Source organism: Nonomuraea ferruginea (genome assembly GCF_039540635.1).
Classification (GTDB): Bacteria; Actinomycetota; Actinomycetes; order Streptosporangiales; family Streptosporangiaceae; genus Nonomuraea; species Nonomuraea ferruginea.
In genome coordinates this window covers 93,029-116,682 of record NZ_BAABFD010000028.1, presented here as the reverse complement: position 1 = coordinate 116,682, position 23,654 = coordinate 93,029, and the positions used below count along the sequence as shown (strand labels likewise).

The following is a 23,654-nucleotide window of genomic DNA, read 5'->3' as shown; positions in this document are numbered from 1 at the left end:
GCCTCGAGCAGATCCAGCACCTTGCGCCGGAACTCCGGCGGATAGCCCCGTCGTCCCATGCCACTTTCCTCTCATCAAGTGGCACAAGAATCCAGTAACCCAACTCCACTCAAACCGGGACACACCAGAGTCTCCACGAAACCCGGCGCGGTTCAGGCTGGCTCACCGCCCTGCTGGGATGCGTCCACTACGACCTAGGGGAGAGGGAAGAGGCCGAAACCGCCCGGCGTACCGCCTTCGAAATGGGCCGCCAAGTAGGGCACGGGGAACTCATGGGATGGGCACACGAGATGTCAGCGTGGTTCGCCCTCGTCGAAGGCCGCTACGAAGACGTCGTGACGGCCGCCCGCATGGGCCAGTCCGTAGCCGGCACAAGCAGTGCTATGGTCCAACTCAACCTGCAAGAGGCGCGCGGCCTGGCCCGTATCGGCGACCGCCGTGAGGCCGACCGTGCCCTAACCCGCGGAGCCGACGTGCTCGGCAGCCTTCCAATGCCAGAACACCCAGACCACCACTTCGTGTTTGACCACTCCAAGTGGGTGTTCTATGCCGCCACCTGCTACACCTGGCTCGCCGACGACGACCGCGCCGAAGAACACGCCCGCGAAACTATCCAGATGCACACCCGCCCGGACGGTACGTCCAACGCGCCCATGCGAGTAGCCGACGCACACATAGATCTCGGCATCGTTCACGCCCGGCGCGGCGACCTCGACGCAGCCGTAGACCACGGTATGGCCGCTTTCGACATCGACCGTAGATCCCTCACCGATTTGGTCAACCGCGCTGGCGACCTCGACCGTGTACTTCGGCAGCGCTACCGTCGAGAAGCGCTCGCCGTAGAATTCCACGAGCGGTTTGTAGCTGCGCGGAGTGCTCTAGCGAACCGTCGACCAGACCTGCTCGATTAGGTACGAGATATCGAAGACTGCACCACCTGTGCTCGCCGCGCGATCTTACAGTCATCTCAGTAAACCGTATAGATTCTGCAGCAGTTTACATGTGACACGTGCTTCCGGTGGTTCGTTGGCCATTTAAGATGAGCCAATAGTAAAGAAAGCAGTAACGTGTCATACACCAACGCCAGACAGCTGGGACCAGATTGCCTTGCAGTCAGCGCCGGTTACCACACTATCTGACCCTAGAGCGGCATCCCAATCGCTCGCTTCACGCTGTGATACCCAACTACGCAATTGCTCGAAGGTTCCAGATGCCGGAATATCGCGCAGCTCCTCAGTCAATCCCTGTGCAGCAGCTCGAGGAACTCCCACCATACGAAGAGTAGCCGCCTCCCGAGTGGGCACACCGTAGAAGATCAAGGAAGGAATGTGGGCGACATCTCCAACATCACTCGCGCCGCCGAGGGACAACTTTTGCAGCGCGCCCAAGCCCCATGGAATTTGGCTAATCAAACGCGAATATAGATAATGTCCGGCTTCCCTGCGTCGCTTCGTAGCATCCGAGACGTGCGTAAACCATTTATCTGCTATATCGACTACAGTTGCGCCGGAAACCCAATCGCGCACAATACCCGCTACTCTGCGAGGATCAAAGACGCCACTGTCTCCCTCTCCCAGAGAAAGCTCCGGAACATCTCCCAACACTGATATCACGGAGGTGAGCGACGATGGATCCGATGCGAATAGGTTGCGAGTAGTCCAAAATTCTGCGTCTCGGAACTCGGGATGTTCGTTTTGCTGTTTGGCATAAAGGTAGTCAACCGAGTAAAGGCTGAATCCGGTACCGTCGGCAAGGGATAGATAACCAGGTTGGCGGCCCTGCAATTGCTCGACGAATCGACGCGTAAGTCGCACTAGGCGTTCGGCGGCAGTGCTATTCGCTTCGCGAGCTTGATGATAAACAAGACTGGAGCGCAACATATCCTCAAGCTCGGCCGCAGAGGAATCAATGCCTGCCACTCTTATCGCATGAGTGAGATACTGAAGAAAAACGGCGAGCTCGCGATTGTTCCGGACGAAGCCCATATTGAGCTCGGAAGCTACTGACGACATATCGCCGAGGGCTGAAAGGAGAACGCTCGCTAGCTCTGCCGCTTCCCCGCGCAGAAACTTTCGAGCATCATCGATCCCCTTATTATCGGCGGCAGGAAATAGAACGAGGCCTAGCCGATCCCTCAGAGCGCGTCCAGCGCGGCCTGCAATGTTCCAAAACTCCGAGTAAGACATCGGCGTCCAGCCGGCAGGTCTGCCCTGGTATTTCGAAATTGTTTCTACGATTACACTTCCGATTGGGAAATTAACGCCCTGTGCAAGTGTGCTGGTCCCGCACACTACACGGACATCTTCTCTGTCGATAAGAAGTTCAATGAGGTACCGGAGATCGTGTGATAGACCGGCATGGTGATATGCCACGCCTTTCTGAATCAGCCGTGCTAGTTCATGTTGTGATCCCAACTCACTCTGCACATAGCGAACAACAGATTCGGCGAACTCCGAAAGTGGGCGCTCGGGCATGTAGTCGGCAATCTCAGCAGCACGTGTTTCTGATGTGCTTCGGCCGCGGGCGAGAACCAGAACACCGCCGCGACGAGCAAGCCGCAACGCCGTAGAAACAGTAATCGCTGCCTTCGACTTGCTTTGATGAACTCCAGCAGGTCCCAAATCCAATTCGATCTCTTCGGTAAGATCTACATTTCCTGCGCTCGGAAGTGTTTGTAGTACTAGCCGGCTAGGTTTGCCTCTGGGCTTCTTCCAGATACTTGCTGCGGCTATCCGCTCACTTGGGCGCCACGCAACCCGGATTGTTCCATCGGCATCGTCACCTAGCCATGATGCCAGCATGGCTCCATTTGGTACGAAGGGGGTCAGAAGAAGGAATCTCGCGTCAGCACGCTCCCTCTTTAGAGTACTAAGCAACAATTCGAGGCGTGCACCACGTGGACCATCGGCAATATTGTGCGCCTCATCTACAACTACAAGAGCCAGGCCCCTCGCTACGGGATGATCGGATCTGATCAGTAGATCGAGCTTTTCTGGGGTTACCACAAGTACGTCTATATCGCGTCGTAGCAACCTATCCTCGGTAGGATCAAGCTCAAAAACGGGAACTGCTGCTTCAACGGAATACCCGAGCGCCGATATGTCAGAACGCAGCCGAATTACTATCTGATTGATTAGAGCTCGAGTTGGGACAACGTACGCGACTCGGCTGCCTGGGTTTAGTGCAAGGGCTTGAACGATCGAAAACTCTGCGATAAGGGTCTTGCCGGCTGACGTAGGCATCTCGACGACAATTGCTCGCTTTGCCGGATCTAGCAGGCTCGATCCAAGAGCAGTTCGTTGGCTCGGCCACAACTCCAATAGAGGAGCGTTTCGCGCCGTATCTGTTAGCGCATTTACGAAGTCTCGAATTCGCGCACCGAGCCTTCGTGTATTGAACCAGACACTACTTCGAACGAGTTGGCGCGCTCCAGCGGTGAGTAGATCCGCGAAGTGCGAAACCTCTGGCTCCGGTTGAAGATCCAGAATCTCAGTGATATTAGAGATATGGCGATCAATCTGCAGGAGGGCGTCAGCTGGTTCGCCATTGATGGTGTATCTTGCGGAAAGATCGACAATCTTCGCAAGGTTGAATCGTGTAATCAAAAGACCAGATACACTCTGGTCATTTCTAGCTCTCTGCAGCATCGCATCGCGCTTCTCTCGCTGGAGATGACGCAATGCCTCGATTTCGCTGACGGCAGCTTGCACATCCGCCCAGCCACCATCTTTTCTGCACAACAAAATAAAGCTATGTGCCACCCTCAATAGGAGCTCATCCAGCCAGTCTGACGAGAGTCTTGTAAAGTCCAGATCGTAGAGCTGTTGATCATCTTGGAGCAGCATTCTTAGCTCTGCTCTACGGCCGGCAAGAAGAGCGTCGACTGAGAGGTAGAAATAGTGAAGAACTCGCTTCCGTTCGTCTATTTGCGACAAATCGTCGAGTCTCCGGCACAGGAAAGCGCCGTCGAAAAGACTCGCACGGGCCTCTTCGCTGTCGTCCACCTCTAGAGCTAGACGCTCAATTGCCGCAGCCAACGAAGATAAATCGGCTTCTTGCGAATCGAGCATCTGTGGCTGGTCTAGCAATTCTTGGAGGGCATCCTGAAAGTACTTTGTTCTGGAAGACTCGATGACTGCGTCGAGCTGCAATTCTGCAAGCATCTCGCGAATCTGCGCGACATTCATCCCGCCTCCCTAGCTCTAGTGTATACCAGGTTGGCAAATTCCTCAATAGGAATGGAAATCTTTGCAATGCAGAACTTTATGGCAGCTGGTGCTAGTTCCCGCGGATTGGTCCTAAAAGTGCCGAAATCGGTTTCTTTCCCGGTTTCTTTAGTTCGCATCAAAACCGGCAGGACAATTAGGGGAAGTTTGTGGCAGCCCCATAGCAGTATCGCTTTTGCGACCATAGGCTTGTCTTGGTCGTCCGCATGCTTGATTGCCCAATTAAGTTCTTGCAAGATACGAGTGTGGTCGCTGATGATTTTTTTCAGCTGATTCTTGAGGCAGTCGTCCCCTTGCTCTACCACTGCTGGCGGCGAAGAAGCAGCATTGGAGGCTTTCACCTCACTACAGACAAGGCTGAGTTCCTGCTTGTCTGATCTGGCAAGTGCCAAAAGGTCCATCCCACGTGTGGGCTGTCCTGGGATCTCCTTGTTGCGTATCCGGCTTGCCACGACTGAACTCCCGTGGATCCGCTCGACGACTAGATGGGCCAGCACTTCGGCTGTCTCGTTGCGAGCCATGTCGAGATGTGGCCTAGTCGGATTCTGCCTAGCCCGTGGGATGGATGCCTCTGCTACCTCGTTCACGAGAGCCTCAATGTCTCGTAGATCGACTATGTCGTCGAGGCCGACCATCGCGCCGGTGAGAGTGTCGCGGAGCTTGTCTGGTTCGACATAGAACTGACGGACCGTCTCCGCGAAGAGGTCCAGGGCCACATCGGCGTCGACGTCAAATATGGAGTAGTGGTGGTTTCCCTCCCATACCTCATAGGCAAGGGAAAATCCGGGTAGGGCCACCGCGCCTCCACGCAAACAAGCAAGGGGTCGCGGTGATCGTACAGTTCTTGATTCATAGAAGTAAATGCGTTAGTTCCGGCATGTAGATGTATAACCTATTATGGAATGCCTAAAAAGGCGAATAAGGGACAGCTTGGCCCCTGTGGAGCAGCGTCAACATCACCTCGCATGTTCGAATCTGGCATTGGAATTGCGGGGAGAATATGTGAAGGTACTCTAGTAGTAGAACGTATGTTTCTATCGATTGCCGGTCTATAGGGCATGGGTCAACGTGCCCGATTCGTTATGATCAAGGTCTCTCGTCGGGATCGGATAGCGATCCCTCGTGTGTTGCGCGGCGCTTCTGATCAGCGGCGGGACTGGCTGAGCCCCTGTGCAGTCCCGAGGGATAGTTGAGCCCCTGCCTGGTCCCCGGTCTGCCGAATTGTTCTCATGGGTATCAAGGCGGCGGCGCGGCGCGCCGCCGCGCCCCGGCCCTGCGCCCGCCCGCCGTCCGGGCGTGCGGCCTGGGGGCCGGTCCCGGCCGGCGCGGGACTCCGGGCCGCCCGCCGCACACCTGCCGCGCCGCACGGACCGAACCGTCAGCGCGGGGTTGCCGCGCCGCCGCACAGGTACATCCCTGACGATCGCCACAGCGTGGCTGGCCATGGCGCGTGGCTGGGGGCGATCGACGATCCAGGGTTCGTTCCTCACCCTGGCTCACCGAGGAGCGTGGCGGATCGCCGCGTGTGGTGCGGGAGCGGCATCCCGCTTGTGGCCTCCAACGCCGCACCCGTCGAGGAGCCGGCTGAGCCGTACGGTTGCCTGTCTGTCATGTCCCACTATCGAGCAGATCGTTCCCCGCTCGTGAGGGCGCGCTCTATTGGTCGGTGGTGGGCTCTACGCTCAACACTCGTGAGCCCCAATGTGGAGACCGTCCGGCTGGAAGTAGACGTCGAGGATTGCAGCGCTGTCTTACTGATGGACTGGGACGGAGACGACGCGGGCGATGTTGTGTGGTCTGTCGCGCTCGTCACGGTGTGGAAGGCCATGGCTGAGCTGTCGATCGTGTATCAGCACGGCGACGGCATTCCCTTCACGGTGACCATTGCCGATCAGGATCCGGGCGCTGATCTCGACGGGTACGAGGAGATCGTGGAGATCGACTTCATGTCGGCGACCGGCGAAGTCTCCCTGGTCGGATGGTGCATGGATTGGGACGATACGGCGATGCGCCGCCTTCCCCTGCTGCCAGCTGGTCCGGGCATCTACCGGCTGCGCTACCACGTACGCAGCACGCTCGGGGAGCGGCCGGATTTCGATGACAACCAGCACTACCTGCAGATGTGGCCCGCACAGCCGTCCCCGCCGGTCGTCGTCAAGCAGGGGGAGTGGATCGCTCATTTGAACGATGCCGCCACCTGAGGCTCGTGGCCGGGCGCCTGTGCAATATACGTGTAATGATCAAGAGCATGAGGGTGTACCTCGGAGGCTCCGCCGCAGGTAGAAGGACGTGCATGATTCGCAACGGTCACGAGCTGTAAAACCGTCGGCTCAGTCCACGCAAGTTCGAACCTTGCACCTGCCACAGCGGGAAAAGGCCCCTGACCAGGATGTACGCCGGGTCGGGGGCCTCTCTCATGCCTGCCCGCATCTCTCTGCGATTCCCCGTGATTCACTGTGGTTCGGGGCACGGGTAGGGCACGTGATCAAGATGCCCGGCAGGTTCGACGGCGGACGGGATGATCAGTCGGGCGAGATGCGCGCGTCGTGCGAAAACGCCAGGTGCCGGCTGGCCACCGAGTCGTCACGTACGACGTTCTGGATCGGATTGGGAATCACGGGTATTCGACAGGCATCCGCCCAGCTCAGCGTTTCCCCTGCTCAGGCGCCGTGATCGTGTAAGAGTTCCCAAGCTGATAGCGCGAGTTCGATTCCCGTCACCCGCTCGGGGAGCCCTGCTCGTTGACCTCCGGTCAACTTCACAGGCCTTTGTGCTGGTCGGGAGTACGACCCCCGAGCCCCTCGCGTGCTCCATCCGGTTGGATCGAGCGATCGTGTGCACGACGAGGTGTTCGACATCGCGGTTCGCTCACCCGGCGATTCGTTTCTGCCGTGCCGCGGCCTCAGGCGGGCGAATAGGTGAGACAGTCCGCGGTGTTCTCCACATAGCCGACCGTGATGTTGGGAGCCTGGCACTCGAACTGGACGTTGTGCCGGCAGTCGGACATCTTGCATGCGCCGACGTGGCCCACGGTGGTGGGATCGCCGCCCTTGGCGGAAGTGCGGAAGAAGGTGTCGCAATGGGCATGGCGGATATCACCTACGGTGATGGCCAGTGCATGACACCTGCGGTCGGTGTTGTAGGCGCACGCATCCACATCGCATTCGTTCACTACAGGCATCTTCATCGGGATCCTCCGGGACGTTAAAGTGGCGCCGGTGAGCGGCTTGTCGAAACCGCTCACAGATGCTGCCCCAGCTCCGGTGAGCCCACTCTGAGTCGTCATGAAGCAGGGTGAAGTTTTGCCGTTTGCGATGGCTTCGCGGCCTTTTCTAGCGTTTCTGGGGTACGCAGCCAGGTGTCATCGAAGGCGACCGTAGGCCGCGGCCCATCACCGTACGTACAAAGGATCTTGGTGGCTGGGTGTGCTTCGGGCCACCCAAGGAAATGCGCACGGTACAGCCGGGAAGTACAGCAGCCGACCTGCGCCATGTCTCCTTCCCCACCCTCACTACCTGTTTATTACCTCTGTCCATCTTCGCGGGGAGGGATTTCACCTTCTGAAGACTCGCCCGCCTGCTGAGAGCCCGCCGTCGCCTCACGCCCCCGGGCCAGGGTGTCGAGGGCGTGCGGGAGGCCCGTGAGGCGGGCGCCCAGGGCGTCAAGTACGGCGGTCAGTGCGCGCGGCGGCGCGTCGCGCTGGGTGAGCGTCCATGCCAGCCACCTCGTGTAGGAGACGAACAGCTCGGGATCGTTCACGTACACGGCGGTGCCCAGGAAATCGACGGTGAACGCCACGTCCTCCGCGGTGAGGACGGGCGGTTCCGCAGGCCGGGGCCCGGTCTCGGGAACGCGCCGGCTCAGCTCTTCCAGGGCGCCTCTGACCAGGTCTGGCTTGCGGTCGGTGAACAGGGCGTACTCATGGGAGGCGAGATGCGGTCGCCGCTCGGCGCTCAGGCCGGGCGCGTGCCTCCGGGGCAGCGGCCCGGCGTCGAGCAGGTCAGCGGCGGCACGGGCGTCGGGCGTCCAGGCGTCGGCTCCTAGCAGGCGGGCGTAACGGCCGTCGGGGCCGAAGGCGGCGCCGCCCACGAGCACGGGCGTGCCGGCCGCCTGGCACGCGCTGATCGCGGAGTGCGCAGCGGGCAGGCGGGTGGCGATCGAGCTGGAAAGCGCGACCATGTCCGGGGCCGTCCTGTGCAGGTGCACGATCAGGTGCCGGGTCGGCACATGGGCTCCCAGGTAGTCGACCATCCAGCCGCGCAGCCGCAGCACCTCGGTCAGCAACCGGGCGGGGAAGGTGTGCCACTCGCCCTCGACGCACGCCACGCAGAGCCGCCACTTGAGCGGCGCGGAACCGTGGTCCGTCGTGTCGATCGTGTTGGCGAGGACGGCGAGCACGCCCTCGTTGACGGCGGTCGCCATGTGCTCCTGGGCGACGGTGAGGCGGTTGGCCGCCCACTCCTCGCCGATGCGTGCCTGCGCGACGGCGACGACGTCGAGGAGGAGGCGCTCCAAGGAGACACCGGCGTCGTGCGCGTCCTGCGCCACCTTTACCGCGGCGTACTCGTCGCCGGCCGTCGCCGCCGCCCGCAGCGCCTCGACGTACTGCTCCATGTCGTCCTTCACGCCCCCGGTCCTCCGGTCGCCGCAGGGGGTGCCTCACCTGGGGCGCCGATGGCGACGATCGCTATGTCGTCGTGCTCACGGTCGCCCGCCCATTGCAACGCGAGCATCTGCACGTGTTCCGCCAGGGTGTCCGTCGGCACGCCGACGCTCCGCCGCAGTTCCTCGCGCAACCGTTCGTCGCCGAACCACTCGTCGCCGAGCGGCCCGCCTCTGGCTTCGATGACGCCGTCGCTATAGAGCAGGCACTTCTCCCCGGGCTGCAGGAGCACCGTCTCGGTGGAGCTGGTGACCTCGTCCAGGAGACCGATCGCCGTGCCATGGGCTGTGGTGACGTCCACCCGGCCGTCGTCGCGCACGATCATCGGCGGCGGATGTCCGGCGCTGGTCAGCCGCAAGGCGACTCGCGTGCCGCGGCGCTCGACGCCGGCCAGCACGAGCGTGACGTAGCGGAGACTCTCGCCGGCGAGCAGCACGTCGTTTAGCCGCTCCAGCACCTGCTGGTGGTCATCGGCCAGCGGCAGCAGGGCGCGCAGCGTGTCACGGATCTTCCCGGTGAGGACGGCGGCCTCCAGCCCCTTGCCGGAGACGTCGCCCAGCACCACCAGGGAGTGCCGCCCCGAGCCGACGGCCGGGTACACGTCGTAGAAATCCCCGCCGATCCGCGAGCTGCCGCCTGCCGCCCGATAGCGGGCCGCCACTTCGATGCCGTCCAGCTGCGGTATCACCGGCGGCAGCAGGCCGGCCATCAGCAGTTCGGTGATGGCCACCTGGTCGGAGTACAGGCGGGCGATGGAGATCGCGGTGCCGGCCCGCGCGGCGAACAGCCGGGCGAACATCTCCTCGCGGGGGGAGAACCCGGTCGTATGGCGCAGCAGGACGAGCGCGCCTACGGGCATGCCGTGTCCGGGCAGCGAGATCACGGCCGCGGAACGGATCCCGCGCCGCCGGCCGGGGAGCACCCGGCCGGGCACCAGGGCGGGGTCGATCCAGCGGGCGGGCACCGGCGGGAACCCCTGCAACGCCTCGTTGAGCCCCGGGATCGTCCGCGGGTCGAGGTCCACGCTTTCGCGTCCGGCCTCGCCCTCCGAAGTGCAGAAGGCGAGCTCGTACTGGCGGCTTCCCAGCGGCATGACGACCAGCGCGGACTCGGCGAGATGCCGCACCGCCAGCCGCGCGGTGGTCTCCAGGCAGCGGTCGAGGTTCAGGGTGGACAACAACTCGGTGGCGGCCTGCACCATGGACAAGACGGATTCGCGCTCGGCCTGCAAGGTCTCCATGGCCTGCTGCTGTCCGGTGACGTCGATCAGCAACCAGGTGACGTGGCCGCCGTCGGCCCACACGGGATGGGCCTCGAACACTCGCTCACCGATCGGTCCGCGGACGGGCGCGCACGCCAGGCCCTCCCGGCCCGTCGTCAGTCGAGCCGAGAGCCCGCGTTGGGCTTCGGCGAGCCAGGCCGGCCCGTCGTGGAACAGTGACCGGGCCGCCTCGTTCGCCTGTTCGACGGCGCCTGAGACGCCGGTCACCACCAGTGGGTACGGCGAGTCCTCCCCGAGCATGCCGATCCTGCCTCGTGCGCGATCGCTGTCAAACCTCAACCGTACTGCCGGGATGTACATGGCTTTCTCGCCGGACAATTGATGTTGTGTCATTTTTCGCCGCAGGACGCGCCGCGTAGCCCGGGTCGTCTTCGCCGACTGTCAGGCGTGCTCGGCGGCCCAGGCGCAGATGGCCGCGAGGGGTTCCTGCAGGGACCTGCCGAGATCGGTGAGGGCGTACTCGACGTGCTGCGGAACGGTCTCCTTGTGGACGTCACGGGTGATGAGCCCGTCCGCCTCCATGCCGCGCAGCGTCTCGGTCAGCACCTTCTGCGTGATGCCGGGCAGGCGGTGGCGCAGGCGGGCAGGCCGCTGCGGGCCGTCCATCAGGGCGTAGATCAGCAGGATCCGCCACTTGGCCGCCAGCCGCTCCAACGCCTGGCGGGTGGCACAGGACTCCTCCAGCACGTCAGGGATCGTCAGGTCCACGGGCGCCTCCGGCGGGAGTGGTAAGGGCACTTCAAAGTGCCTTCTGGGAGACGGGCGTCCCAGCCCTTACGTTCGACAGCACCGCGAACCCAAGGAAGAGAGACGCCGCCGATGACGGACTTCCAGTGTCATGTCTACACCGCCGCGGAGCCAGGGATCTTCGCCAACAGCTACCTGCTGGAGACGGACGACGGCGTAGTGCTGATCGACGCGAACCTGCTGGTGGCCGACGCCGAGGCCCTGGCCGCCCGCCTCGCCGCGCTGCGCAAGCCGCTGCTGGCCGCCTTCGTGACCCATCCACACCCCGACCACTTCAACGGGCTGCCGTACGTCGTGCCCGAAACCGTCCCCGTGTACGCCACCGCGGCAGTCGCGAAGGAGATCGAGCAGAGCGCCGACGCCAAGCGGGAGCAATGGCGGCCCGTGTACGGCGACCAGTGGCCCGACCGCTACCGGGTGCCTGAGCATCTGCTCGCCACCGGCGACGGCGTCGACGTCGGTGGCCTGCGGGTGACCGTGCACTGGCTGGCCGCCCTCGATCGGATCGCTCGCGACCTCCGCGGGGTGCCGCTGTTGCCCGGTCATGGGCCGTCCGGCGATGCCTCCATGCTGGACGCGCAACGCCGGTACCTGATGATGTACCGCGAGACGATCGAACGGCTCGCCCGAGGAGCTTCCAGCCTCACTGACGACGACAAGCATGAGCTCACGCGGACCATGACGCGTTTTTCCCCCGACGCGCGGCTGGACTGGCTGGTCGGGCTGGGCGCCGACGCCGTCGCCGCGGAGCTGGCCGCCGAGCACCGTGAACCGGCACCAGGGACGCAGCAGTGAAGATCGGGGTCCTGGGCACCGGAGACGTCGGCCGCCGGCTCGCCTCCAGGCTCTCCGGTCTCGGCCACGAGGTGACGCTCGGCTCCCGTACGGCGGACAATCCGGTCGCCGCCGCGTGGGCGCGCGAGCATCAAGGGCACCACGAGACCTTCGCCGGCGCGGCCACCCACGGCGAGCTCGTCGTCAACGCCACCGGAGGGCTCGTGGCACTCGCCGCCCTGAAGGCCGCGGGGACCGCCAACCTCGACGGCAAGATCGTGGTGGACGTGTCCAACCCGCTGGACTTCTCGCAGGGCTTCCCGCCCCGGCTGGTCGTGCCCGCGGCTGGAAGCGTCGCCGAACAACTGCAGCAAGCCTTCCCCCGCACCCGCATCGTCAAGACGCTCAACACGATGCACAACACACTGATGACTGATCCGGCGCAGGTCCCGGGACCGCACAACGTGTTCGTGTGCGGGGACGACCAGGCCGCCAGGGCGCAAGTCGCGGATCTGCTGAAGTCGTTCGGGTGGGCCGATCGGCAGATCCTCGACCTCGGCGGCCTGGCTGCCGCCCGCTGCGTCGAGCCCCTCGTGCTGCTCTGGATATCCCTCAGCGGCACCCTGCGGACCTCGGACTTCAACTTCGCGATCCTCCGCTGACGGAGCGGACCCCTGCGCCGGCACACCGTCCCATCCGGTCCTGGAGAGGCTGATGGTCTATGGAGTACGCGAGGCGCCGTTCTTCATGGCCGATTCCGCGGCGGACCGGTCGAAGGAGCGCCCTGACGGGGCCAGTTCGGGCGTGGCGGAGTTCGTCACGGCCGGCTGCCTTTCGGGCTCCTCCTCTGAGGAACTGGCGGGCTGCTCCGTGGTCTCCGGGACCGGGGCGCTGTTCGCGGAGCGTTCGAAGAAGCGCAGGAGCTCCACGGGCACCGGCATGACCAGCGTGGAGGTCTTCTCGGCCGCCACTTCCACCATGGTCTGCAGCAGGCGCAGCTGGAGCGCGCCGGGGGCCTCGTTCATGATGGCCGAGGCGTCGGCGAGCCGCTGCGCGGCCTGGAACTCTCCGTCCGCGGTGATCACACGGGCCCTGCGCTCCCGCTCGGCCTCGGCCTGGCGGGCGATGGATCGCTTCATGCCCTCGGGAAGATGGACATCCTTGATCTCGACGCGGTCGATGTGGATGCCCCAGCCGAGCGCGGGGCTGTCGATCATCAGCGCCAAGCCCTTGTTCAGCTCCTCGCGGTTGGAGAGCAGGTCGTCCAGATCGCTCTTGCCGATGATCGAGCGCAGTGACGTCTGGGCCACCTGCTCGATCGCGAACAGGTAGTTCTGCACCGCGATGGCCGCCCGCATCGGCTCCTCGACCCGGAAGTACGCGACGGCGTCGACCTGGACGGAGACGTTGTCACGGGTGATGCCTTCCTGCGTGGGCACCGGCATCGTGACGATCTGGATATTCACTTTCTTCATCCGATCCACGACCGGGATGAGGAAGGTGAGCCCTGGCGGGCGGATCTCCTGCTGAGCCTTGCCGAAGCGGAAGACCACGCCTCGCTCGACTTGGTTGACGACTCGGACGCTGACCACCAGCAAAGCTACGAGGATGGCGATCAGCCCGATCACGATAGTGGTGATCATGGCATGCCCCTTCCAGCTCAAGGTTAGATCCGGGCATCCGCCCGCGTCGGTAAGGCAGGCGTCAAGACCTGGTCAGCGGCTTCGGCGCGGCCGCGTGGACGCCGTCTCACCGAGGAGTCCTTCGACATGGCCGAGATCGCCGAGACCAGATCCGGCGCGTCATCTGGGTTCGGGTGGACGGCGGGCGAGGTGCCGTTTGGAACCCGAGGTGGTCGGTCCGAGTGTGACGCCGGGCGGCAGCGGTGAGGGGCGTTTCCGGATCCTGGGAATCACGCCGACCTGGTACTGGTCCTCGTAGACGAGCTTGCCTGGATCGCTCGCCCGTACGAGGTCGCATCGCACGTCGTGCACCGACAGGAGGTCCCGCAGCGGCCTGAGACGGGCGAGCATCGCGCCTGTGGTGGCGTGTTTGAACCAGGTGATCGCGCCGATGGTGTTTCCGTCCGCGTAGAAAGGCGGCTCGGGTAGGTGCTCGCGGAACCAGTCGTCGATGTCGAAGTAGAGCTCTTCCTCCTCCGGCGTGAGCAAGTTCTTGCGTCGCAGGTGGTCGACGGCGACGAAGATGCCGACCTCGACCCCCAACCGGCCGACGTAGTCTGCCTGAAGCCGCAGGTACGGCGTCTCGTTGATCATCTGCCTGCTCCAGAGTCTGCTCACGCCCTCGACACCTGTCAGCATGACTCGTCCGCCTCTTTTCGAACACTCTCGACCGAGTTCGTCCAGCGCGGCGGGCACAGTATGGACGGCGCGTATGTCTGTGACGAAGCCGCCCTTGCTCGGGTGCGCCGGCGCCTGCGGCCCGTCTCCCAGTCCTGAGCGGTTCAGTCAGAACTCAGGGTCCCTTGGTGGAAGTAGAGCCGCCAGCCCGCGTCAGTCCAGCGCCACACCGAACTCCGGCGGGCACGCCGTCCGCCGTTGTCGGAGACATAGGTCAGGTGGACCACGCCAGGGGCAAGAAGCAGCCCTGTCATGTCACTCACTCGAATGGGCTCGTCGGATTCCCGAGTACTCCCAGCCAGGCTGGCGATGATCTCGGATCGGCTCCAGAGACGGCCGGACGCGCCGACCTCCTTGAACTCCGGATGCAGGAGTTCGGCCATGAGATTCGCCGACGATCTCACGGTCGGATCGAGAAGCCGGAGCTCTCCGGTCACAGCAGCTTCCACGGGATCCGTCCGCTGGTCGACCATGCCAAGGACCTTACGGGCAACGTCTCCGGCGGGGCACCCCGGCTCCTGGATGATCAGGTCAGCGAGGCGTGTGAGTGGCGGGCGTGATCACGGCATCGTCCCGTACGGGCGGACCCGCGGTGGATGCGGCCGTCAGGAGAACCACTACGGTCATTTGTCGCCTCATAAGCTAGGGATCTTCGCAGCTGCAGGCTTCGGCGGCGTAAGGCTGCGACAGGGGAAAACCAGTACAGAGGGTGGGATTACCGTCATCTGAAGCCGAGAACTTCGATCCCGTGACCGCGATGGCCGCCCCAGTGCAGGGTGGCGGCACGAGAAGAGGGACTCGACCATGCCCAAGTACCTGATTCAGGCGACTTACACCGCAGACGGCCTCAAAGGAGTGTTGCGAGACGGCGGCACCGGGCGTCGGCAGGCGGTGGAGCGCATGGCGGAAAGCGTCGGTGGCCGGGTCGAGCAGATGTATTTCGCGTTCGGGGAGACGGACACGTATGTGGTTCTCGACCTGCCGAACAATGCGGCTTCGGCCGCTGTGGGGCTCACGATATCGGCGACCGGGGCCGTACGGACGAAGACGACCGTCCTGCTGACGACGGAGGAGATCGACGACGCGACGCGGATGGAGGTGGCGTACCGGGCTCCTGGCGCGTGACAGTCGGGTGATTGCGATTCAGGCCGGCCTGGCGCGTGGCAGCGGTGGAAGGCCGGCTCGTCGACGATGACCATCCAGCCGTCAGGGCCTGCGCTCGCGGCCACCGCGCGTCCGCGAACTCCGGATGATCACGCGGTGGCCGTCTCCACGCGACCCCAACGCCTCGAGATCAGTCACTGGAGTACTGGGTGGTCATCGGAGCGCGTCACGGGCACTTCGCGCGCATCTTGGGGCTCCAGCCGTTGCGGACGACGTACTTGCTTCCTGCGTAGTAGCTGACCTGGCCCTGCAGGCGGTAGGTGAAGACGGTTCCCCGCTTGCAGCCCTTGTACAACGTCTTCTTGCCGGCCCCGTACCAGGAGGCGCTGGAGATGTTCTGCCAGCCGTACCAGCGCTTGCGCTGAAGCATGATCTTGGTGCGCTGGTTGCGGGAGCAGCCTCTCGACCAGCCGGTCGCGGCCACGTGTCCCTTGCGCATCTCCGGACGGTACACACGCACCTCACGGCAGGACATCGCCGTCGAGCCGGTCGCCGCGGCGGCCGGGGTGACGGTGGTGGGGGAGGTCTGGGCGCTGGTCTGGACGGCGGCCTGCGCGGGGGCGCCCGCGGTCAGAGCCGCGGCGGCGACCGCCGCACCGAGGACCATCGTGTTGAGCGTTCGCATCGGGTTCTCCTTGGTGCTCGTCGTACTGGACACCGCGAAGGTAGCCAGGCCGATGTTGAGAATCTGTGGAGCGCCTGTTGAGCGAACGACCGGCCAGTACTTCAGTGACCCATCGTGATCATGGTGGGGATCTGAGCTGGTAGTGGTCATGTGGACGCGCGGATCGCCGAGCCGGCGCCTTGCGCCCGGCCTTGATCGGTGCTGCCGGGACGATTAGCATGATCGCCGTGCTGCAGGAGGCGGGGTCGAGACGATCGCGTCACGAGGGAGTTCCGGGGCCTACTGACGATGAGCGCGGAAGAGGATTTCCAGCAGGTCGGCGCGGAGCTGGCTGATCTGGGTGTGGGGATCTCCAGGATGATGGGGCGTCCCGCGCTCAAGGACCAGGCGGGGAAGGTGTTCGCGAGCCTGCAGCGTGACGGCGCGATGGTGTTCCGGCTGGTCAGGGACACCCCCGAGCACGCGGCCGCGCTCCAGTTGGCCGGGGCGTCCCTGTTCGATCCGACGGGGCAGGGCAGGGTGGTGAAGGACTGGGTGGTCGTGCCTCACTCCTCGGCCGATAAGTGGACCGATCTGGCCGAGGCCGCTCTCGGCCGTCCACGCTGACCCGCGAGCGCCGCGGCGCCGGTCCCCGCTGTGGGCCGGAGCCGGCATGACCAGACCGATCAGGATTCGAGAAGTGGGGATCACCGGGCCGCGTCTAGCGTGACTGCTATGGCTTCCATCGAATTCGTCACCCTAGAGGTTGCCGACCCCACGGCGGCCACCCGGTTCACCACCACTGTTCCCGGTTCGGACGCTTGGTTGCGTCTGCGGGCCTCGGAGGCGCCGACGACCGGCTTCCGCGGATTCACGCTGTCGCTCGTCGTGTCCCAGCCGGCCACCGTCAACGGTCTCATCGATGCCGCCGTCGACGTCGGTGCCACGGCGTTGAAGCCGGCCGCGAAGTCGCTGTGGGGGTATGGCGGTGTCGTCCAGGACCCGGGCGGGGCGATCTGGACGGTCGCCTCCTCGTCGAAGAAGGACACCGGCCCGGCCTCCACGCAGATCGACGAGATCGTGCTCCAACTGGGAGTGGAAGACGTGGCCGCGAGCAAGAAGTTCTACGTCGACCGCGGTTTCTCCGTGGCGAAGAGCTACGGCCGCAAGTACGTCGAGCTCGCCACCCCGTCGAGTCCCGTCACACTGTCGCTCTACAAGAGGCGTGCCCTGGCGAAGGTCGCCGGCGTCGCTCCCGAGGGCACCGGATCGCACCGGCTCGCCATCGGCGGCGACGCCGGGCCCTTCACCGACCCGGACGGCTTCGTCTGGGAGGCGGCTCCCGCTCGCCACGGAAAGTGACCAGAGACACGGGGTGGTCAGGAGTGGCGGGCGTCGTCGAGGACGCGGGCGGCCTCTCGCTCGTACGGGGCGCGGGCGGCCAGCACCACCAGGCCGCCCAGGATCATGGGCACGATCAGCGCGTACATGGCCATCAGGAGGGAGCCAGTGGCGTCGGAGGTCATGCCGATGATCAGCGGACCGAAGGCGACGCCGATCGTCAGGAGCAGCTGTAGGACGGCGAAGCCGACGCCGCGCGACCTGGCCGCCACCACGTCGGCGATGCAGGCCGTGCAGGTGGGGATGGCGGTGGCGGAGATCGTGACGGCCAGCAGGATGAGGGTCACCATGGCCACCGGCGAGTTCATCAGCAGGGCGACGCCGAGGAGAGCCGAGCCCACGGTGATGCCGGAGCCGCCGATGAGCAGCCGGCCGCCCTTGACGCGGCCGTGCACCCGCTTCCCGAAGTGGGTGCCGATCAGGGTGCCGGCCAGCACGCCCACGATGGTGACGCCGCCGCTGATGCTGCTGGCGACGCCGGTCTGCATGCCGAGGACGCGGACCATCAGGGAAGGCAGCCAGTAGTAGACGCCGCCGAGGCCGAGGGTGAGGATGCTCACGCCGACGGAGACGAGGACGAGGGTGCGGGTGGCCAGGACCTGGCGGAGCTGGGGCCAGAAGAGCAGTTTCGCCTCGGCTTCCCGCGGTGGTGCCGGGTCCTGCCGGGGTACGGGCGCGGCGGCCATGATCTTGTCGATCTGGCCGCGTTCCGGCTCGCGCAGGCGCCAGACGAGGAGGGCGGTCAGCGCGCCGGGGATCGCCATCAGCACGAAGGCCGCCCGCCAGCCGAACGCCTGCCCGATGACGCCGCCCAGCAGGGTGCCGACGCCGCCGAGGTAGGAGGTCATCCGGGTCCAGCCGTACACCTGCATGCGGGTCGCGGCGGGGTAGAAGTCGGCGAGCAGGCTGCTGACGGCGGGGTTGTCGATGTTCTCGGCGGCGGCGAGCAGGACCCGCATGAGGTAGAAGACGGCGAACCCGGCGGCCAGGCCGGTGCCGAGGGTGGCCAGAGCCCAGCAGAGCACCACGATCCCCAGGATCCTGGTGCGGTTGTAGCGGTCGGCGAGGTAGCCGGCGGGCAGGGCGACGAGGGTGGCGGCCAGCGCCGCGGCGGTGGGGATGGATCCCGCCGCGGTGTCGCTGAAGCCCCATTCGGCCTGGACCAGAGGCAGTACGCCGGACAGCAGGTTCGCTTCGATGCGATCGACCATGCCGACGACGAACAGGACGATGAACGGCCCCCACCCGAAGGGGTTGGGATCGGTCGGGCTGATGCCGCCGGGCGGCGGGGATCCGAGTCTGCGGCGTTCGCGGGCGACGGCCTTGACCATGACTTCTCCTCCGCGGCTCCGGGCGCCGAAAGCGCCAGAACACGGTTCTAAAACAGTGTTCTAGGAGGAGTGTCGTACATCACACTCTGTTTCACCAGTGCTGAGCGGTGCCTGTGAAACGGATGAGCGTCGCGCACCCTCAGCCGATCGACGCGCGCTCGTACGCGTCATAGCTGTCGCGCACGGCTGTGCCGCCCGCGGCCAGGGCCCGCAGCAGCGCCGCCAGCCTGGCGGGTCCGTCGCCGGGCGGCGTACGGTCGAGCGCGGCCCGGCACAGGTCCCGCAACTCCTGCTTGGTGCGCTGCCCGCGCAGGACACCGTCGAAGAACTGGTCCGCGCAGGCGTACAGGGCGCGGACGGCCGTCGCCGACTCGGTCTCCAGCTCCTCCCGCAGGCGGCCGAGCGCCTGCTCGACCATGTCGGTGAGCGTCTCCGACACCCACTGCGCGGTCTCCTCCGCGCGCTGCCGGGTGGACACCACCTTCAGCGCGGCCTCCACGGTCAGCCCTTCGGTCCTGTGGTCGACGAAGTCCTCCTCGGGAGCCGGCCTGGAGTCCGAGCCGGTTCCCTTCTTCCTCGCCCAGGTGGGCACGTCGTCGTCCGGGTCCGTACGCCGGGCGTCCTCACGCGGCGGGTCGTACGAGCTGCCCTCCCGCGCGTGGCCGCCGGGGATCTTCCCCCTGACGTCGATGTCCATCACGATGGGCTGCACGATCCGCAGGAACAGGCTCCGGACCCCGTAGCCGGTGCTCAGGTCGGCCAGGTCGGCCACGGTCGTGGCGAGGGCCACGTGCCCGTCGCCGCGCAGCGACTCGGCCAGCACCGTCAGCGAGCGCCGCTCCGGCAGCGTCTCCTCCGGCAGATGGCTCCACAACGCCTCCGTCACCTGCTGCTGCAGCTCGACGATCGCCTGGTCCATGGAGGCGTCCACGACCTTCTTGAAGGTGTCGGACACGTAGTGGCGGCTGCGGATGAACTCCTGCTCCACGGTGTCGAGCCGGAGCATCTTGGCGTCGGAGCGGACCTCGCTGAGCCACTCGCCGGGGGCGCTGTGGCCGAACCCGGCGGCCATCCACGCCCTGACCTCCTCGACGGCCTTCTCCACCGCCGCGTCGAGCTCGTCCGTCCGCCTGCCTTCCTGCACCCGCCGCAGGTAGTCGTCCGCGATGTCGCCGAGGGCGTCCGAGAGCCCGCGGCGGAGCCGCGTCACGAGCTCGCTGACGAGCGCGTCCTCCGTGGGCAGGGCGACGTTCTCCCGCCGCAGCGCCTCGGCCAGGCCGGCGACCGCCTCGACCGCGCGGCGCCCGGCCGCCTCCGTGCCCTCCCGCGCCGCGCCGAACGCGGCCTGGTCCATCGTGGCCAGCCGCGCGGCCAGATGCGACAGGACGGGGACCAGCACGCGCTCGCGCACCTCGTGCTCCTGGACGACGTCGGCGGTCAGCACCTGGATGCCGTGCATGCCCACGGCGCCGCGGGCCTGCTGGGTCGCGGTGTCGAACTGGCTCCTGGTCAGGTCGGTGTGCTCGGCGTCGTGGTTGAGCAAGATGATCATGAAGTCGCCGATGGCCGCTCCGGCGCTCGCTGCGCGCGCGAGCCGCTGGATCTCGGTGTCGCTCTCGCTGAAGTGCACCGTGGTCTGCCGGGGCCGTTTGATCTGCAGCAGCAGGTCCACCTCGTTCCGCAGGTCCTGCATGAACTGCTGGGCCACGTCGATGCCCCGTTCCTGCGTGCCGGGGAGGTCGATCAGCGTGAGGTCGCGTACGGGATTGTTCGGGAACGGGCAGTAGATCCGGACGTCGCGCACGGCCAGGTAGGGGCGCGGCGCGTCCACCGGGCCCGAGGCCGGGGGATAGGAGACGTGCGCGGCCACCTGGTCGAGCGGGATCTCCCGCACCTGGTCGCGGACCAGGTGCGGCTCGTAGGAGCGCAGCGACGCCCGCGCCTCGTGGAGCCGGCGCAGGTGCTCGGGGGCGGCGGTGAGGTCCCGGCCGGCCGATCGGGGGTCGCTCCGGTAGTCCTCCCAGGCCGGATAGCGGTAGCGGGCGAACTCCGTGATCGTGTACGGCAGGCTCAGCCCCAGGGCGTCGTGGCGCGGCCTGAGATAGACGTCCCTGAACTCGGCGAAGTCCCGCAGCACGACCTCCGCGCGTGCGGTGTCCGAGTTGGAGATCCGGCTGCGGGTCGCGGTGGTGGGCAGCGAGTCCCGCGAGGTCGGCAGGACGTCGACGGGCAGGCGGTCCAGCCCGGAGATCGCCCGGAGCAGCGTGCTCTTGCCCATCTGGGTCTGACCGACCACGCCGATGTTGAGCGTCGTCCGCGAGGTGCGTCCCCGGACCGCCTGCAGCTGCCCGGCCGCCTCGGTCAGCTCCGCCAGCACGGACCGGGCGTCGCCCTCGTCGAGGAAAGCCCGCAGGGCGGTGTTCAGCCCGGGGCTCAGCTCGTGGGCCGCGGCGTCGCGCCTGGCCTCCTCGGCCAGGACCACCAGGTCGGCGAACGCCTGCCGCAGCGCCTCCCAGGCCGTGTACGACTCCTCCGCCTGTGCCTGCCGCGCCCGGCGGGCGTCCAGCACGGCGTTGATCCTGGCCTGAATCTCAGAAGCGTCCACCATGCCTCGCCATCTCTTCGTCGGGCTCTTGCGCGGATCTCCAGACGTACGCGGTCATGCGCGCGGTCCGCTCTCCCTGCTCCGTCACCCTGATTCCGATGAGCCGGCCCTTTTCGCCGATCATCAGGCAGGTCACCTCGTGGAGGCCGGTCGCGACGTGCGGCGCCGGGTGCGGGTACATGTCGGCCTTCCGGCATCCGGGGAGGGTGCGGGCCGTGCCGGTCAGGATGGGGGTCTTCGGGGCGAACTCCAGCGAGACGCCGGTTCCGCGGCGGTAGCTCACCCACGGGCCCTTGCCGGTTTCGAAGCCGGGGACGAGCCGTTTCCCGGCCTGGTCCTTGAGGGTGAGGGGCTGGTTGACGATCCTTCGCCCGGTCTGCGGACGCTTCGGCGCCGCCGGGACGGTTGACCGGGTGGCGGGCTCGGGGGCCGACGCCTCCAGCGGGGCGCGCGAGGAGACGGCCACGCCGACGACCAGCAGGACGAACACGGCCGCGCCGCCGAGCAGGATCGGGGACGATCCGTTCTTGCGGGGTGGCCCGGGGGTTCCGGCGACCGGCGGTGGTGGTCGGCGTTCGGGGTGCTCCAGGGGGTGGGGGTCGACGGGGCCCACGCGCTTTGAAGGCTCCAAGGGGCCGGAGCGGTCGAGACGGGGGACGCCGCGGTCGAGTACGCCCAGGTGGGTGACGCCGGCACCGGGCCGCCCCGCCGCGCTCCAGCCGAGCATGACACTGGCCGGGGCGGGGCTCGCCAGGGCGTGGTTCCACACGATGTCCCAGTCGTTCACGTGGATCACCGGCGGGAGCACGAGGTGCGGATCGACCGGAGGCGGCGGGGCGACCGGCCACGGTGGCGGGCCCGGCCGGCCGGGGTCGGGCCGTCGCACCGCGCTGACAGGAGCGTTCCAGACGGGCTCCATGTGGCGTTCGTAGACGGCTCCGGCCCAGGCGGGGTAGTGGTCGTACAGGTCCGGGAGCTCGGGACCGCCGCTGTCGGCGGCGGAGAACCAGCCGACGAAGCAGTACATCTCCCTGCTGCCGTCGGTGTGCATCGACCGGCTCAGCTCGATCGCCCGGCAGGCCACTCCCACCAGCCGCGCGCCCGGCCGGACGGTGATGAGGAAGCGGGGACGGCCCTCCAGTCGCCTGCCGCCGGCGATGACGGTGTGGATGGCGTTCTCCAGCCACTGGCGGTCGGCGCCCGGCGGGCGGACCCGCCACCACACGTCGGCCCCGGCGGTACGGCCGAAGACCACCGGCGCCCAGGTCTGCTCAGGCACGGCGGCCGGCCGCCCAGCGGGCCGGCGACCCGCCCTCGAACACGCGCAGGTTGCCGAGCCGTGCGGCCAGCGCGGAGATCGCCTGGGTGGACTGGTCGTAACGGCGCTGGTTGTGGCCGATCTCCGCTTCGACCGCCCGCAGCTCCTGCTCCAGCCGTAGCCGCTGGTCGCGTACGGCGCGCCGGCTGCTCTGGGGCAACGCGGCCAGCCGCTCCTTGAGGCTGCCGCGCTCGGCCGCGAGCTTCCCCAGGTGCTGATCGTCCAGGTGGGCGGCGGTCCGGTAGTAGTGCGTCATGGTGAACATGAGCGGCAGGTGGACGTCGTTCGGGTCCACGCCGTCCGGCCGGACGTTGCCGTCCGGCAACGTCTGCAGGGGACCGACCGTGACGGGGCAGACGGCGGTGCACACGCGCGGCTGGAAGGCCACCGGCAGCAGGTTCCTGACCTCGTCGACGACGCCGGTCAGGGTCCGCCCCGGGCCGCCGCCCCAGTCGATGAGGTCCGCCTTCGTGATGAGGATGGTTATCGACGGCCACGCGAGCCCGCGCGCGGTCCTGCGGGTGAGAGTTTCCGTGATCACACTGGAAATGCGGTGGGTGACCATCGCGCGGGCCAGTGGTTCGCGGCGTTCGGGGGTCACGGGCTTACGGAAGTGCTCCCCGTCGAGCGTCACGAAGATGGCCTGGGAAAGCGATATCTTGTTGAGCAGCGTTTGTGTGTCGAGCGAGCCGTCCACGCCGACGAAATCGTGCAGCGCGCCCCCGCGGAAATCGGTCCAGTCGAGCAGCGCCGACGGATTCATCTCCCGCGAGAAGACGAATCGGTAACTGATCGGCTTGACCGACGTCTGCGGCAGCGAAGTGCCCTGGCCCAGGTCATGCCAGCTCTCCAGGATCTGGACATCGGCATTGTTGGTGACTTCGTGAAGGTTGCAATTGCCGACGCCGCGCGTCATCGTCGCGTACAGCGCATGCAGATAAGTGGATTTTCCGGAACCCGGGGCGCCGATCATAGAGACCGTGAGCGTGGGTAATTCTTGCATGCGACCCCTCCCCTGTCGGCATGACGCCCTCGAATTTGACATGCGATCGGCCGGGACGGAATGGCGGATAGCTAAGAGTGGCCAAGTCGTTACCGCAACTGGAATGGTCGGCAATTTGTCCGGCCGGGCGTCAGGTATAGCGGGCGGTGAGAAATTCAATTTATCGCCGGTGCCGG

At 65.9% G+C, this 23,654-nt stretch carries 21 protein-coding genes; 7 read left to right on the top strand and 14 right to left on the bottom strand.

Translation table 11 applies throughout. The features are described from left to right. Window positions 1–170: 170 nt before the first annotated feature. Window positions 171–911 carry an NsdA family TPR-like regulatory protein gene (locus tag ABD999_RS44095; protein WP_486348714.1) on the top strand — a complete coding sequence of 247 codons (741 nt, stop codon included), beginning with the start codon at window positions 171–173 and terminating at the stop codon, window positions 909–911. 159 nt (window positions 912–1,070) lie between these two features. Here ABD999_RS44095 and ABD999_RS39220 read toward each other — a convergent pair whose 3' ends face one another. Beyond that, a complete protein-coding gene (locus ABD999_RS39220; protein ID WP_271277227.1) occupies window positions 1,071–4,187 on the bottom strand; it encodes a DEAD/DEAH box helicase in 3,117 nt (1,038 codons plus the stop codon). Continuing rightward, on the bottom strand, window positions 4,184–5,023 hold the full coding sequence (locus ABD999_RS39215) for a Hachiman antiphage defense system protein HamA (RefSeq protein ID WP_271277226.1): 840 nt from the start codon (window positions 5,021–5,023) through the stop codon (window positions 4,184–4,186). The genes ABD999_RS39220 and ABD999_RS39215 overlap by 4 nt, the downstream gene beginning before the upstream one ends. Before the next feature lie 894 nt (window positions 5,024–5,917). On the opposite strand from ABD999_RS39215, the gene ABD999_RS39210 reads away from it, so the two are divergent. Next, on the top strand, window positions 5,918–6,427 hold the full coding sequence (locus ABD999_RS39210; protein ID WP_271277709.1) for a hypothetical protein: 510 nt from the start codon (window positions 5,918–5,920) through the stop codon (window positions 6,425–6,427). A 701-nt stretch (window positions 6,428–7,128) separates the two neighbouring features. On the opposite strand, the gene ABD999_RS39205 is transcribed toward ABD999_RS39210, so the two are convergent. From ABD999_RS39205 to ABD999_RS39190, 4 genes are all read right to left on the bottom strand, one after another. Next, window positions 7,129–7,470: a DUF1540 domain-containing protein gene (locus ABD999_RS39205; RefSeq protein WP_271277708.1), complete on the bottom strand. Its 342-nt coding sequence runs from the start codon at window positions 7,468–7,470 to the stop codon at window positions 7,129–7,131. Between the two features lie 278 nt (window positions 7,471–7,748). Further along, entirely contained in the window at window positions 7,749–8,852 is a 1,104-nt protein-coding gene (locus tag ABD999_RS39200) for a cobalamin B12-binding domain-containing protein (RefSeq protein WP_271277707.1), read from the bottom strand. Then, on the bottom strand, window positions 8,849–10,411 hold the full coding sequence (locus ABD999_RS39195) for a PP2C family protein-serine/threonine phosphatase (protein WP_271277706.1): 1,563 nt from the start codon (window positions 10,409–10,411) through the stop codon (window positions 8,849–8,851). Before ABD999_RS39195 ends, ABD999_RS39200 begins: the two co-directional genes overlap by 4 nt. A 141-nt stretch (window positions 10,412–10,552) precedes the next feature. Then, window positions 10,553–10,879, bottom strand: coding sequence for a winged helix-turn-helix transcriptional regulator (locus ABD999_RS39190; RefSeq protein WP_148036503.1), 327 nt, complete (start codon window positions 10,877–10,879; stop codon window positions 10,553–10,555). 111 nt (window positions 10,880–10,990) lie between these two features. On the opposite strand from ABD999_RS39190, the gene ABD999_RS39185 reads away from it, so the two are divergent. Continuing rightward, complete coding sequence (locus ABD999_RS39185; RefSeq protein ID WP_271277705.1) at window positions 10,991–11,713, top strand: MBL fold metallo-hydrolase; 723 nt, start codon at window positions 10,991–10,993, stop codon at window positions 11,711–11,713. Further along, window positions 11,710–12,354, top strand: a complete 645-nt coding sequence (locus ABD999_RS39180) for an NADPH-dependent F420 reductase (protein ID WP_271277704.1) — start codon at window positions 11,710–11,712, stop codon at window positions 12,352–12,354. The genes ABD999_RS39185 and ABD999_RS39180 overlap by 4 nt, the downstream gene beginning before the upstream one ends. Before the next feature lie 57 nt (window positions 12,355–12,411). On the opposite strand, the gene ABD999_RS39175 is transcribed toward ABD999_RS39180, so the two are convergent. From ABD999_RS39175 to ABD999_RS39165, 3 genes are all read right to left on the bottom strand, one after another. Further along, the gene (locus ABD999_RS39175; RefSeq protein WP_271277703.1) at window positions 12,412–13,335 is read right to left on the bottom strand and encodes a slipin family protein; all 924 of its coding nucleotides are present in this window, start codon (window positions 13,333–13,335) and stop codon (window positions 12,412–12,414) included. Window positions 13,336–13,494: 159 nt separating this feature from the next. After that, window positions 13,495–13,992 (bottom strand): hypothetical protein, encoded by a 498-nt coding sequence (locus ABD999_RS39170; protein ID WP_271277702.1) that lies wholly within the window; start codon window positions 13,990–13,992, stop codon window positions 13,495–13,497. Between the two features lie 164 nt (window positions 13,993–14,156). Beyond that, window positions 14,157–14,525, bottom strand: a complete 369-nt coding sequence (locus tag ABD999_RS39165) for a nuclear transport factor 2 family protein (RefSeq protein ID WP_271277701.1) — start codon at window positions 14,523–14,525, stop codon at window positions 14,157–14,159. 331 nt (window positions 14,526–14,856) lie between these two features. Here ABD999_RS39165 and ABD999_RS39160 point away from each other — a divergent pair, with 331 nt between their 5' ends. After that, window positions 14,857–15,177 (top strand): GYD domain-containing protein, encoded by a 321-nt coding sequence (locus tag ABD999_RS39160; RefSeq protein WP_148036509.1) that lies wholly within the window; start codon window positions 14,857–14,859, stop codon window positions 15,175–15,177. A gap of 205 nt (window positions 15,178–15,382) precedes the next feature. Here ABD999_RS39160 and ABD999_RS39155 read toward each other — a convergent pair whose 3' ends face one another. After that, on the bottom strand, window positions 15,383–15,841 hold the full coding sequence (locus ABD999_RS39155; RefSeq protein ID WP_148036510.1) for a hypothetical protein: 459 nt from the start codon (window positions 15,839–15,841) through the stop codon (window positions 15,383–15,385). A 288-nt stretch (window positions 15,842–16,129) separates the two neighbouring features. On the opposite strand from ABD999_RS39155, the gene ABD999_RS39150 reads away from it, so the two are divergent. Together ABD999_RS39150 and ABD999_RS39145 are read left to right on the top strand one after the other, a co-directional pair. Continuing rightward, a complete protein-coding gene (locus ABD999_RS39150; protein ID WP_148036511.1) occupies window positions 16,130–16,447 on the top strand; it encodes a hypothetical protein in 318 nt (105 codons plus the stop codon). Between the two features lie 108 nt (window positions 16,448–16,555). Then, entirely contained in the window at window positions 16,556–17,182 is a 627-nt protein-coding gene (locus tag ABD999_RS39145; protein WP_271277700.1) for a VOC family protein, read from the top strand. Window positions 17,183–17,199: 17 nt separating this feature from the next. Here ABD999_RS39145 and ABD999_RS39140 read toward each other — a convergent pair whose 3' ends face one another. The 4 genes from ABD999_RS39140 to ABD999_RS39125 all read right to left on the bottom strand — a co-directional run bounded on the left by ABD999_RS39140 (window position 17,200) and on the right by ABD999_RS39125 (window position 23,478). Further along, window positions 17,200–18,552, bottom strand: a complete 1,353-nt coding sequence (locus tag ABD999_RS39140) for an MFS transporter (RefSeq protein WP_271277699.1) — start codon at window positions 18,550–18,552, stop codon at window positions 17,200–17,202. Window positions 18,553–18,691: 139 nt separating this feature from the next. Next, window positions 18,692–21,160 (bottom strand): P-loop NTPase family protein, encoded by a 2,469-nt coding sequence (locus tag ABD999_RS39135; protein ID WP_271277698.1) that lies wholly within the window; start codon window positions 21,158–21,160, stop codon window positions 18,692–18,694. Then, window positions 21,144–22,436, bottom strand: coding sequence for a hypothetical protein (locus ABD999_RS39130; protein ID WP_271277697.1), 1,293 nt, complete (start codon window positions 22,434–22,436; stop codon window positions 21,144–21,146). Before ABD999_RS39130 ends, ABD999_RS39135 begins: the two co-directional genes overlap by 17 nt. Then, window positions 22,429–23,478: a hypothetical protein gene (locus ABD999_RS39125; RefSeq protein ID WP_271277696.1), complete on the bottom strand. Its 1,050-nt coding sequence runs from the start codon at window positions 23,476–23,478 to the stop codon at window positions 22,429–22,431. Before ABD999_RS39125 ends, ABD999_RS39130 begins: the two co-directional genes overlap by 8 nt. Window positions 23,479–23,654: the final 176 nt, after the last annotated feature.

Bases quoted from the DNA above. Each gene is read 5' to 3' on its own strand.
- ABD999_RS39220 (WP_271277227.1), bottom strand. From the start codon at position 4,187: ATGAATGTCGCGCAGATTCGCGAGATGCTTGCAGAATTGCAGCTCGAC.
- ABD999_RS39195 (WP_271277706.1), bottom strand. From the start codon at position 10,411: ATGCTCGGGGAGGACTCGCCGTACCCACTGGTGGTGACCGGCGTCTCA.
- ABD999_RS39185 (WP_271277705.1), top strand. From the start codon at position 10,991: ATGACGGACTTCCAGTGTCATGTCTACACCGCCGCGGAGCCAGGGATC.
- ABD999_RS39175 (WP_271277703.1), bottom strand. From the start codon at position 13,335: ATGATCACCACTATCGTGATCGGGCTGATCGCCATCCTCGTAGCTTTG.
- ABD999_RS39165 (WP_271277701.1), bottom strand. From the start codon at position 14,525: ATGGTCGACCAGCGGACGGATCCCGTGGAAGCTGCTGTGACCGGAGAG.
- ABD999_RS39160 (WP_148036509.1), top strand. From the start codon at position 14,857: ATGCCCAAGTACCTGATTCAGGCGACTTACACCGCAGACGGCCTCAAA.
- ABD999_RS39155 (WP_148036510.1), bottom strand. From the start codon at position 15,841: ATGCGAACGCTCAACACGATGGTCCTCGGTGCGGCGGTCGCCGCCGCG.
- ABD999_RS39150 (WP_148036511.1), top strand. From the start codon at position 16,130: ATGAGCGCGGAAGAGGATTTCCAGCAGGTCGGCGCGGAGCTGGCTGAT.
- ABD999_RS39145 (WP_271277700.1), top strand. From the start codon at position 16,556: ATGGCTTCCATCGAATTCGTCACCCTAGAGGTTGCCGACCCCACGGCG.
- ABD999_RS39140 (WP_271277699.1), bottom strand. From the start codon at position 18,552: ATGGTCAAGGCCGTCGCCCGCGAACGCCGCAGACTCGGATCCCCGCCG.
- ABD999_RS39135 (WP_271277698.1), bottom strand. From the start codon at position 21,160: ATGGTGGACGCTTCTGAGATTCAGGCCAGGATCAACGCCGTGCTGGAC.
- ABD999_RS39125 (WP_271277696.1), bottom strand. From the start codon at position 23,478: ATGCAAGAATTACCCACGCTCACGGTCTCTATGATCGGCGCCCCGGGT.